The organism is Streptomyces sp. C (genome assembly GCF_000158895.1).
GTDB lineage: Bacteria > Actinomycetota > Actinomycetes > Streptomycetales > Streptomycetaceae > Streptomyces > Streptomyces racemochromogenes.
Genome location: NZ_GG657750.1, coordinates 1,732,632 through 1,743,255 on the forward strand (window position 1 = coordinate 1,732,632; position 10,624 = coordinate 1,743,255).

Below are 10,624 nucleotides of genomic sequence, written 5' to 3' on the forward strand. Positions count from 1 at the left end.
GCTGCCGGACCGGGCGGCGGTGTGGCACGCGGAGCCCGGCGCCCGGGGGCTGGCGGCGGCCCTGTTGGAGCGCGGGGTGGCGGTGGACGCGGTGGTCCCGCTGGGCGGCGGGGCCGGGCCGGAGCCGCTGGCCCGGTTTCTGGAGTGGGCCCCGCCGGAGCCGGCCCGGGTGCGGCTCGTGGCGGAGCTGGCGGAGGCCGATCCGGCGCTGGTGGCGGGGCTGCGGTGGCTGCCGCCGGTGCCGGTGGTGCTGTACGGGCGGGATGACGCCGCCTGGCCGGTGCTGCGGCTGGCGGTGCGGTGCGGGGCGGGCGCGCGGATCGGCGTGGCGCAGGTGCTGCGGCTTCCGGACGGGCGGCCGGCCCGGTCCAACGCCGAACTGGTGGCGGCCGCCCTCGACTTGCGGGACGGGGCCGCCGCCGGGACGGCTACTGGGACAGCCGGGAGCCGGTGAGGCGCTCGCCGAAGACGTCGTCCGGGTTGGACAGCGCGCAGCTCTTCAGCGAGAGGCAGCCGCAGCCGATGCACTCGTCCAAGTGGTCGCGCAGGCTGCTGAGTTGCTTGATGCGCTGGTCCAGTACGGCGCGCCAGTTCTCGGACAGCCGCGCCCAGTCCTCGCGCGTGGGGGTGCGCTCCTCCGGCAGCTGGGACAGGGCCTCGCGGATGCTGGCGAGCGGGATGCCCACGCGCTGGGCGGCCCGTACGAAGGCGACCCGGCGCAGCGCCTCGCGGCTGTAGCGGCGCTGGTTGCCGGCGGTGCGGCGGCTGCTGATCAGCCCCTTGGCCTCGTAGAAGTGCAGGGCGGAGACGGCCGCTCCGCTGCGCGCGGACAGCTGGCCGACGGTGAGTTCGTGGACTTTCTCGGGAATCTGCGGCACACGGCCGAGCCTAGTCGGACGTCCGTTGACAGACGTACCAGGACCCCAGCATGCTGAGCAAGCGCTTATTCGACTGAGGGCCGGAAACGGCAGTGGACAGCGGAAGACAGGGGCAGGGCATGGCCGGACCGAGGATCTTCACATCCGCCGACGAGCTGCGCGCGGGCATCGGCGAGCCGCTCGGACCGAGCGGGTGGCTGGAGGTGGACCAGAAGCGGATCGACCTCTTCGCGGACGCGACCGGCGACCACCAGTGGATCCACGTGGACCCGGAGCGCGCCGCCGCCGGGCCCTTCGGCTCCACCATCGCGCACGGCTATCTGACGCTGTCCCTGCTGCCGAGCCTGGTCCCGCAGATCATGCGGGTCGAGGGCATGCGGATGGGCATCAACTACGGCACGGACAAGGTGCGTTTCCCCGCCACGGTCCCGGTCGGCTCGCGGCTGCGCGCCACCGCCGTGATCACCTCGGTCACCGAGGCGGGCGGCGGCGTACAGGTCGCGGCGACGGTGACCGTGGAGCGCGAGGGCGGCGAGAAGCCGGTGTGCGTCGCGGAGTCGGTGTCCCGCTACTACTTCTGAGCCGCCCCGGCGGCCGGGCGCGCGCCCACCATCCGGAGCACGAGGTCGGAGTACAGCGCGCCGACCTCGTCGGGCGTGCGCTGACCGGCGGTGCTGAACCAGCGGGCGACGTCGATGCACAGCGACAGCACGGCGAGCGTGGTTCCCGGGACGTCGGGAACGTCGAACTCCCCTGCCCGCACGCCGTCGGCGAGGATCCGGCGCACGGCGGCGTCGCTCAGCCGGCGCAGGGCGACGATCTCGCTGCGGTGCTCCGGGGCGAGCGCGTCGAGCTCGTACTGCACGACGCGGGCGGTGGTGTGGTGCGCGGCGTGCCAGCGCACGAAGGACCGTACGGCCGCGTCCAGCCGGTCGGCGGCGGCTCCCGGACCGGAGGCGGCGGTCTCCAGGATCTCCAGCGCCTTGTCGTGGCCTATCCGGCTGATCCGGTGGAGCAGCTCTTCCTTGGTCTTGTAGTGGATGTAGAGCGCGGCCGGGCTCATGCCGGCGCGGCCGGCGATGTCGCGGGTGGTGGTCGCGTGGTACCCGCGCTCGGCGAAGGCGTCGACGGCCGCCACGAGCAGCCGCCGCGCGGCGTCGGGGGTGACCTCCGACCACGGCACGTAGCCGCCGCTCGTCTCCGCCGCGCTGTCCATCGCTCGCCCACCCTCTTCGTCCTGTAGGAAGACACCAGCTTACCGGAGGGTGAGCAAGCGCTTAGGGGAGTCGGCGTTCCGGGGCTATTTCGGCGAGAAGGGGTCGTACTCCGCCATGATCTTCTCCATCCGGGCCTGGTCGACCCTGCTGACGATCTGCGTCGCCTCCTGCCGGTCGCGGACCACCTTGGCGAGGGTGAAGGCGGAGGTGGTCAGGTAGAGGACGGCGATCCCGAGGAAGGCCCGGACCCAGCCGTCGACGTCCATGTTGTAGATCCCCACGGCGACGGCGGCCAGGGCGATGCCGAAGGAGGCGACGGCCTGGCCGTAGTAGGCGCCCGTGTTCTGCTGCTTGACCGGTGTCTCGTTCATCGGCCCAGCATCGGGCGCCGTGACGCGGGCCACATCCGCGCGGATACTCAGACGCGTACTCATGAGCACGGCTCTCAGAAGGCGGAGACCCCGGTACGGGCACGGCCGATGAGCAGCTTCTGGATCTGGCTGGTGCCCTCGTAGAGGGTCATGACCCGGGCGTCGCGCAGCAGCTTGCCGGCCGGGTACTCGTCGACGTAGCCGTAGCCGCCGTGCACCTGGAGGGCGTTGCTCGCGGCGCGCACCGCGGCTTCGGAGGCGAAGAGCTTGGCGGTGGAGGACTCGGTGGCGAAGGGCCGCCCGCGGTCGATCAGGTCGGCCACCCGCCAGGTCAGCAGGCGGGCCGCGTCGACGTCCACCGAGATGTCGGCGATCAGTTCCTGCACCAGCTGGTGGTGGGCGATCGGCTTGCCGAACTGCTCGCGCCGGGCCGCGTACGAGACCGCCGCGTCCAGCGCCGCCTGGGCGATGCCGACGCAGCCGGCGGCCACCGACATCCGGCCCTTGGCCAGCGCCGACATCGCCACGGAGAAGCCCTTGCCCTCGGGGCCGAGCATCGCGGAGGCGGGGACGCGGACGGCGTCGAGGGTGAGTTCGGCGGTGGCCTGGCCGCGCAGGCCGAGCTTGCCGTGGACCTCGCGGCGGGTCAGGCCGGGGCTGTCGGCGGGGACCAGGAAGGCGGAGATCCCCCGGTGGCCGGGGATCGCCGGGTCGATCCGGGCGAAGAGGAGGACCACGTCGGCCCAGGTGCCGTTGGTGATGAACATCTTGCTGCCGCTGATGACGTACGCGTCCCCCTCGCGCACGGCGCGGGTGGTGAGGGCGCCGGCGTCGGAGCCGGTGCCGGGCTCGGTCAGGCCGAAGCAGCCGAGCGCCTCGCCGGAGCACAGGCGGGGCAGCCAGCTCCGCTTCTGCTCCTCGGTGCCCCAGGCGGCGACGGTCTTGGCGACGAGCCCGAGGGAGACGGAGACGATGCCGCGCACGGCGGAGTCCCCGCGGCCGAGTTCCTCGGTGACGAGGACGTAGGAGAGGTGGTCGCCGCCGGAACCGCCGTACTCCTCGGGGACGGTGAGGCCGAGGAAGCCGAGGTCGCCGAGCTTCTTCACGATGGAGCGGTCCACGCTCTCGGCGCGGTCCCACTCGGCGGCGTACGGGGTGATCTCGCGGTCGGTGAACGCGCGGGCCAGGCGGCGCACGGCCTCCTGCTCCTCGCTCAGCTCCAGGTTCACGGGGTCCTCCGGGGCGTGGTCCGGCCGCTCGCGGGGCTCTTAAACTAGCGGCGGTAGTTTATGGCGGGGCAGGGCCTACTATGTGGCGCATGGCCAGACCGCGCAAGCCCCTCCTCAGCAGAGACCGCATCGTCGAGGCGGCGGGCGTGCTCGTGGACGAGGAAGGGCTGGAGGCGGTCTCGACGCGGCGGCTGGCCGCCGCCCTCGGGGTGAGCGGGCCCTCGCTCTACAACCACTTCCGGACCAAGGACGCGATCCTGGAGGCGGTCGCGGACGCGGTGAGCGCGAAGGTCGACCTGTCGATGTTCGACACCGGGTCCGACACCGGGTCCGCCGGCGGGCCTGCGGGCGGGTCCGCCGGCGGTTGCGTCGGAGGCAAGGACTGGCGGGGCGCCCTGTACGACTGGGCGCACTCGTACCGCGAGGCCCTGTCGGACCACCCGAACATCGTGCCGGTACTGGCCCGCGGGCCGGGCCGGCGCCCGGCGGGACTGCGGCTGGCGGACGCGGTGTTCGGCGCCATGACGGCCGCGGGATGGCCCCCGGCCCAGGCGACCCGGATCGGCGCGCTGATGCGGTACTTCATCCTGGGCTCGGCGGTGGCCTCGTTCGCCGGGGGCTTCGTGGACGACGAGACGGCGTACGACCCGGCGGACTACCCGCACCTGGGCCAGGCCCACCTGCTGGCGGAACGCCGCCGGGAGGTGGACGAGGGTGCCTTCGAGACGGGCCTGACGGCTCTCCTGGACGGCCTGACCCTCCAGTACGAGGCCCTGCGGGCGGGCGCGCCGGGGGCGTAGGACCGGGGGAGGGCGCGCCCGCGCCGGCCTAGAAGACCACCAGCGAGCGGCCGCCCTTGCCCGCGACCATGGCGTCGAAGGCGGCCGGGATGCCGTCCAGGGTGATGCGGTCGGTGACCATGGAGCCGAGGTCGAGGCGGCCGGCCCGGACGTGCTCGGCGATCACCGGGAGGTCGCGGGCCGGGTCGCTGTTGCCGTACACGCAGCCGCTGAGGGTGCGGGCGAAGTGGAAGATCTCCAGCGCGTGGAAGGCCACCTCCTGGTCCTTGCCGCCGATGCCGACGACCGTGGTGCGGCCGCCCCGGCGGGTGGACTCCCAGGCCGTGCGGATGGTCGCGGCGCGGCCCACGCACTCCACGGCCACGTCGGCGCCCTGCCCGCCGGTGAGGCCGCGGATCTGCCTGGCGGTGGTGTCGGAGGCGAGGACGAAGTCGGTGGCCCCGGCGGCGCGGGCCAGCTCCTCCTTGGCCGGGGAGACGTCCACGGCCACGATCGGCCCGGCCCCGGCGATGCGGGCGGCCTGGAGGGCCGCGAGGCCGACCCCGCCGACGCCGAACACCGCGACCGACTCGCCCGGGCGGACCTGGGCGCTGTGGTGCACGGCCCCGTAGCCGGTCAGGACGGCGCAGCCGAGGAGGGCGGCCTCGGGGAGCGGGATCCCGGCGGGCGCGGGCAGCACGCAGTTCGCCGCGACGACGGTCTCCTCAGCAAAGGCGGCGACGTTGAGCCCGGGGTGCAGCTCGTTGCCGTCGGCGTCGTGGGCGTGGACCGCGCCGACCCCGGCCAGGGCCTTGGCGCAGAGCCAGACCTCGCCGATCCGGCAGTGGTGGCACTCCCCGCAGGACGGCGCCCAGTTGAGCACCACCCCGTCGCCCGGGGAGACGTGGGTGACGCCCTCGCCGACGGCGAGGACCGTCCCCGCGCCCTCGTGGCCGAGGACGGCGGGGACGGGCACCCGCATGGTGCCGTCGGTGAGGGACAGGTCGGAGTGGCAGACCCCGGCGGCGGCGAGCCGCACCCGTACCTGCCCGGGTCCGGGGTCGGGCAGCACGATGTCCCGTATCTCCAGCGGGGCTCCGACGGCGGGCAGGATGGCGGCGCGGACCATGGTCGTCGTCTCCGTGTCTTCGGGGCTTCGGGGGCTGCGGGTCTTCGGCGGGGCTGCGGGTCGTCGGCCGGGCGGGGCTGCGGGTCGTCGGCCGGGCGGGCGGGGCTGCGGCGGGTCAGAACTGCAGGGACTTGGTCTGGAGGTACTCCCCCAGGCCGTGCGCGCCCAGCTCGCGGCCGACGCCCGACTGCTTGTAGCCGCCGAAGGGCGCGAGCACGTTGAAGCGGCCGCCGTTGATGTCCACCTGGCCGGTGTCCATCCGGCGGGCGAACGCCACGGCCGTCTCCTCGTCCGCCGCCCACACCGCGCCGCCCAGGCCGTAGACGGTGCCGTTGGCGATGCGCAGGGCGTCGTCGTGGTCCTCGTAGGGGAGGATCGCCAGCACGGGGCCGAAGATCTCCTCCTGGGCGATGGTCATCTCGGGGGTGACGTCCGCGAAGACCGTCGGCGCGATGAAGTACCCCCGCTCGTGGGGCGCGTCGAGCCCGCCCGCGACGAGGCGCGCGCCTTCCGCGACGCCCTGGTGGATGTACGCCCGCACGCGGTCGCGCTGGGTGGCGTTGACGACCGGCCCGAGGCGGGTGGCCCGGTCGCGGGGGTCACCCGACGGGTATCCGGCGACGGCGGCGGCCGCGAGGGCGACGGCCTCCTCGTGCTGGTCCCGGTGCACGAGCATGCGGGTGAGCGCGTTGCAGCTCTGGCCGGTGTTGTTCATGACGTGTCCGACGCCCGCCGCGACGGCCTTGGCCAGGTCGGCCCCGGGCAGGATGACGTTCGCCGACTTGCCGCCCAGTTCGAGGGCGACGCGCTTGACGGCGGCGCCGGCGATGGCGCCGATCTTCTTGCCGACGGCGGTCGAGCCGGTGAAGGAGACGAGGTCGACCCCCTCGTGCTCGGCCAACGCCTGCCCGGCGACCGGGCCGGTACCGGTCACCAGGTTGAAGACTCCGGCCGGAACGCCCGCCTCGTGCACGGCTTCGGCGAAGAGCTGTGCGGTCAGCGGGGTGTCCTCGGCCGGCTTGAGGACGACGGTGCAGCCGGCGGCGAGAGCGGGTGCCACCTTGGCAACGACCTGGTGCAGGGGATAGTTCCAGGGCGTGATGGCCCCGACCACGCCGACCGGCTCCATGAAGACGGTGGAGTTCCCGACCCGCTCCTCGAACGCGTAGGAGCCGGCGAGTTCGGCGTACGAGGAGGCCACCGCGATCGGGGCGCCCACGTGCACCGCCTCCGCGAAGCCGAGCGGGGAGCCCAGCTCGGCGGTGATGGTCTCGGCGAACTCGCCCTTGCGGGCCGCGAGCACGTCGCGCAGGGCGCCGATGAGTGCGGCCCGCTCGGCCGGAGCCGTGGCCGCCCAGCCGGGGAAGGCCGCGCGGGCCGCGCGTACCGCCGCGTCCACGTCCTCGGCCGACCCGGCCGGAACGCTGCCGATGACCTGCTCGTCGGCCGGGTTGACCACCTCGATCCGGCCGGTTCCGGCGGCGGGCCGCCATTCCCCGCCGATGTACATCCCGTCGTGGGCCTTCATGGCATTCCTCCCGAGCACCTACGAGCGCGTGGACCTGACCTCGCCGACAACACCCTACAAACTAGCGTCGGTAGTTTTTGGCCCGCCAGGGGCCCGGGGGTCAGATGATGCCGAAAACCATCCCTGCGGCCAGGACCACGACGGAGGTGAGGGCCGCCCATTTCACGGTGAAACGGGTGTGGTCGCCGAATTCGACCCTGGCCATGCCGACGAGGACGTAGACGGCCGGAACCAGCGGGCTGGACATGTGCAGGGCCTGCCCGACGAGCGAGGCGCGGGCGATCTCCAGCGGGGAGACCCCGTGCGCGGCGCCCGCTTCGGCCAGCACCGGCAGGACGCCGAAATAGAAGCCGTCGTTCGACATGAAGTAGGTGAGGGGCAGGCTCAGCAGGCCGGTGACCAGGGCCATGTGTGGGCCCATCCCCTCGGGGATGGCGCCGACGAGCCAGTCGGCCATGTGCTTGACCATGCCGGTGCCGGTGAGGACGCCGGTGAAGACGGCGGCGGCGAAGACCATGCCGGCGACGTTGAGGACGTTGTCCGCGTGGGCGGCGATCCGGGCCTTCTGGTCCGGCATGTGGGGGAAGTTCACGGTGAGCGCGAGGGCCGCGCCGAGCAGGAACAGCACCGGAATGGGAAGCAGCTCCATGATCATCGCCGTGAGCAGGGCGAGGGTGAGGCCCGCGTTGAACCAGTAGAGGTGCGGACGCAGGGTCGGGCGCCGGGGGTCCAGCCCCTGGAAGCCGTCGCCGTCGGCCGGCGCGGCATTGGCCGGCGCGGCATCGGCCGGCACGCCATCGGCCGGCGCGGCATGCGGGGCTCCGGCGGCGGGGGATCCGCCGGCCGGGGCTCCCGCGCCCGGGGCGGGGGCGGAGCCGGCGGTACGGGTGTCCTGAGCGGTCTCCCCGGCGCCGGGACCGGCCGCCACCAGGGACTCCTCCACGGTCTCTGCGCCGGGCATCACGAGGGAGCCGACCCGGCGGCGCTCCCGGACACCGAGGACGTAGGCCAGGACGAAGACGAACAGCAGGCCGACCGCGAGGGCCGGGATCATCGGGACGAAGATGTCCGCCGCGTCGAGCTTGAGGGCCGTGGCCGCGCGGGCCGTCGGGCCGCCCCAGGGCAGGGTGTTCATCACGCCGTTGGCGGTCGCGGCGACACCGGTCATCACCACCAGGCTCAGCCCCAGCCGCTTGTACAGCGGGTACATGGCCGAGACCGTGATCATGAAGGTGGTCGACCCGTCCCCGTCGAGCGAGACGATCGCGGCGAGGACGGCCGTACCGACCACCACCCGCACGGGATCCGCCTTGCAGAAGCGCAGGATGCCCCGGACGATCGGGTCGAAGAGGCCCACGTCGATCATCACGCCGAAGTAGACGATGGCGAACATCAGCATGGCGGCGGTCGGGGCGAGCTTGCCGACGCCGTCGATGACGTAGTCCCCCAGGTGCGCGCCCTTTCCGGCGAACACGCAGAAGAGCGCGGGGATGAGGACGAGCGCCGCGATGGGCGACATTTTCTTCAGCATGATCAGGACCAGGAAGGTCGCGATCATGGCGAAGCCGAGGAAGGTCAGCATGCAGGGACGGTAGGTGCCGCCTCCTTACGCCAACAAGACGTCCACGCGTGAGCAATACGAGCAAAACCCCAGCTCAGGGCAGGGGTGTCAGGGTGACGGGGAAACCGTTGAGCACCGCCGTGCCCGACAGCGGGTCGAGGCGGGTGCCGTCGAGCAGCTGGTTGACGTTGACCCCCGGGTCGGCTCCGGCCACCGCGAGCCGGGTGCCGTCCCGGTCGTGGCCCCAGCCGTGCGGGAGGCTGACCACACCGGTGCGGACGGCGTCGGTGACCTCCACCGGCGCCTCCAGGCTGCCCCCGTCGGCGGTGATCCGGGCGCGGCCGCCGTCGGCGAGGCCGAGCCGGTCCGCGTCGGCGGGATGGACCTGGAGGGTGCACCGGTTGGAACCTCCGGTGAGGGCCGGGACGTTGTGCAGCCAGCTGTTGTTGGAGCGCAGGTGGCGGCGGCCCACGAGCACCAGGGCGGCGGGGCGGGCGGCGAGCGCCGCGCGCAGCCCGGGGAGCTCGGCCGCGATCGGCTCCGGGAGCAGCTCGATCCTGCCGCTGCGGGTCCGCAGCAGGCCCGGCAGCCGGGGCCGCAGCGGGCCCATGTCGATGCCGTGCGGGTGGGCGAGGAGCCGCTCCAGGCTGAGCCCGTCCGCGCGGTCGGCGGCGCCGAACAGGTCTCCGTACGGGCCCAGCCGGAGCATCAGGTCGAGCCGGCGCTCCGGGCCGGACTCGCCGGTGAGCTGCCCGGCCAGGGCGCCCGGGTCCGCTCCGTGGAGCGGGGAGCGGCGGTCGGCGGTCTCCTTGGCGAGGGCGGCCTGGATCGCCGTGTCGTCGACGGCGGACGGCAGGGCGGAGCCGTGCGTGCCGGAGACGGCCAGGACGAGTCGCGCGTGGATCTCGCACTCGTCGAGCCGGTCCGCTTCGAGGGGGACGGCGGGCCGGGTGTAGCGGACCTGGTTGCGGACGGCGAACCCGTTGAAGGCGAAGTCGTGGTGGGCACTCTGCGAGGGCGGCGGCGGGGGCAGGACGACGTCGGCGTGGCGCGAGGTCTCGTTGAGGTACGGGTCGACGCTGACCATGAAGTCGAGCCCGGCGAGGGCCGCGTCTAGCCGCCGGCCGTCGGGGGCGGACAGCACGGGATTGGCCGCGATCGCGATCAGGGCGCGGATGCGCCCCTCCCCCGGGGTCTCGATCTCCTCGGCCAGGGCGGCGGTGGGCAGTTCGCTCTTGACCTCGGGGTGCCCGCTGACCCGGCTGCGCCAGCGGCCGAGGGCGAACCCCCTGCCGGGCCCGGCGGGCCGGGGGCGCGGACCGGCCGCCGGGAGCGGGAAGAGGGCTCCGCCGGGGCGGTCGAGGTTGCCCGTGAGGATGTTCAGTACGTCCACCAGCCAGCTGGCGAGCGTCCCGTGCTCGACGGTGCAGCTGCCGATCCGCCCGTAGACGGCGGCGGTCGGCGCGGCCGCCAGCTCCCGGGCGAGGGCGCGGATCCGGTCGGCCGGCAGGTCGCAGGCGGGGGCGACCGCCTCAGGAGTGAAACTCCCGAGGGCGTCGGTGAGTTCCCGGAGTCCTTCGGTGTGTTCCGTGAGCGCTCCGGGGTCGGCGAGCTTCTCGGCGAGCAGGGTGTGGGCGAGCGCGGCGAGCAGCAGCGCGTCGCTGCCGGGGCGCGGCGCGAGGTGCGTGTCGGCGAGCTTGGCGGTGCGCGTGCGGCGCGGGTCGACGACGACGAGCGTGCCGCCCCGGGCCCTGAGCGCCTTGAGCCTGCCGGGGAAGTCGGGGGCGGTGCACAGGGAGCCGTTGGACTCGACCGGGTTGGCGCCGACCAGCAGGAGGAAGTCGGTGCGGTCGAGGTCGGGCACGGGGATGGCGAAGGGGTCGCCGAACAGGAGACCGCTGGAGACGTGCTTGGGCATCTGGTCGAGGGTGC

11 protein-coding genes are annotated in these 10,624 nt (G+C 73.7%); 3 read left to right on the forward strand and 8 right to left on the reverse strand.

Translation table 11 applies throughout. The features are described 5' to 3' along the window. Positions 1-454 (forward strand): 3-keto-5-aminohexanoate cleavage protein (locus SSNG_RS07655; RefSeq protein ID WP_042800691.1); only part of this gene is annotated, 454 nt, incomplete at its 5' end. On the opposite strand, the gene soxR is transcribed toward SSNG_RS07655, so the two are convergent. Continuing rightward, a complete protein-coding gene (soxR, locus tag SSNG_RS07660) occupies positions 429-878 on the reverse strand; it encodes a redox-sensitive transcriptional activator SoxR (RefSeq protein WP_042800693.1) in 450 nt (149 codons plus the stop codon). The genes SSNG_RS07655 and soxR overlap by 26 nt on opposite strands. A gap of 119 nt (positions 879-997) precedes the next feature. Here soxR and SSNG_RS07665 point away from each other — a divergent pair, with 119 nt between their 5' ends. Beyond that, positions 998-1,459, forward strand: coding sequence for a MaoC family dehydratase (locus tag SSNG_RS07665; RefSeq protein WP_007263234.1), 462 nt, complete (start codon positions 998-1,000; stop codon positions 1,457-1,459). Here SSNG_RS07665 and SSNG_RS07670 read toward each other — a convergent pair. The 3 genes from SSNG_RS07670 to SSNG_RS07680 all read right to left on the reverse strand — a co-directional run bounded on the left by SSNG_RS07670 (position 1,450) and on the right by SSNG_RS07680 (position 3,695). Beyond that, entirely contained in the window at positions 1,450-2,094 is a 645-nt protein-coding gene (locus SSNG_RS07670) for a TetR/AcrR family transcriptional regulator (RefSeq protein ID WP_007263235.1), read from the reverse strand. The two genes, SSNG_RS07665 and SSNG_RS07670, sit on opposite strands and share 10 nt — an antisense overlap. Before the next feature lie 84 nt (positions 2,095-2,178). After that, a complete protein-coding gene (locus tag SSNG_RS07675; RefSeq protein WP_042800694.1) occupies positions 2,179-2,466 on the reverse strand; it encodes a YiaA/YiaB family inner membrane protein in 288 nt (95 codons plus the stop codon). A 74-nt stretch (positions 2,467-2,540) separates the two neighbouring features. Continuing rightward, positions 2,541-3,695, reverse strand: a complete 1,155-nt coding sequence (locus SSNG_RS07680) for an acyl-CoA dehydrogenase family protein (protein ID WP_007263237.1) — start codon at positions 3,693-3,695, stop codon at positions 2,541-2,543. A gap of 89 nt (positions 3,696-3,784) precedes the next feature. On the opposite strand from SSNG_RS07680, the gene SSNG_RS07685 reads away from it, so the two are divergent. Further along, the gene (locus tag SSNG_RS07685; protein WP_007263238.1) at positions 3,785-4,495 is read left to right on the forward strand and encodes a TetR/AcrR family transcriptional regulator; all 711 of its coding nucleotides are present in this window, start codon (positions 3,785-3,787) and stop codon (positions 4,493-4,495) included. Between the two features lie 28 nt (positions 4,496-4,523). Here SSNG_RS07685 and SSNG_RS07690 read toward each other — a convergent pair whose 3' ends face one another. The 4 genes from SSNG_RS07690 to SSNG_RS07705 form a co-directional block, all read right to left on the reverse strand. After that, complete coding sequence (locus SSNG_RS07690) at positions 4,524-5,603, reverse strand: Zn-dependent alcohol dehydrogenase (protein ID WP_007263239.1); 1,080 nt, start codon at positions 5,601-5,603, stop codon at positions 4,524-4,526. Positions 5,604-5,718: 115 nt separating this feature from the next. Continuing rightward, the gene (locus tag SSNG_RS07695) at positions 5,719-7,131 is read right to left on the reverse strand and encodes an aldehyde dehydrogenase family protein (protein ID WP_007263240.1); all 1,413 of its coding nucleotides are present in this window, start codon (positions 7,129-7,131) and stop codon (positions 5,719-5,721) included. Positions 7,132-7,231: 100 nt separating this feature from the next. After that, positions 7,232-8,713, reverse strand: a complete 1,482-nt coding sequence (locus SSNG_RS07700; protein ID WP_007263241.1) for a citrate:proton symporter — start codon at positions 8,711-8,713, stop codon at positions 7,232-7,234. Positions 8,714-8,786: 73 nt separating this feature from the next. Then, positions 8,787-10,624 (reverse strand): molybdopterin dinucleotide binding domain-containing protein (locus SSNG_RS07705; protein WP_042800695.1); only part of this gene is annotated, 1,838 nt, incomplete at its 5' end.

Bases quoted from the DNA above. Each gene is read 5' to 3' on its own strand.
- SSNG_RS07700 (WP_007263241.1), bottom strand. From the start codon at position 8,713: ATGCTGACCTTCCTCGGCTTCGCCATGATCGCGACCTTCCTGGTCCTG.
- SSNG_RS07665 (WP_007263234.1), top strand. From the start codon at position 998: ATGGCCGGACCGAGGATCTTCACATCCGCCGACGAGCTGCGCGCGGGC.
- SSNG_RS07685 (WP_007263238.1), top strand. From the start codon at position 3,785: ATGGCCAGACCGCGCAAGCCCCTCCTCAGCAGAGACCGCATCGTCGAG.
- SSNG_RS07695 (WP_007263240.1), bottom strand. From the start codon at position 7,131: ATGAAGGCCCACGACGGGATGTACATCGGCGGGGAATGGCGGCCCGCC.
- SSNG_RS07690 (WP_007263239.1), bottom strand. From the start codon at position 5,603: ATGGTCCGCGCCGCCATCCTGCCCGCCGTCGGAGCCCCGCTGGAGATA.
- SSNG_RS07670 (WP_007263235.1), bottom strand. From the start codon at position 2,094: ATGGACAGCGCGGCGGAGACGAGCGGCGGCTACGTGCCGTGGTCGGAG.
- SSNG_RS07675 (WP_042800694.1), bottom strand. From the start codon at position 2,466: ATGAACGAGACACCGGTCAAGCAGCAGAACACGGGCGCCTACTACGGC.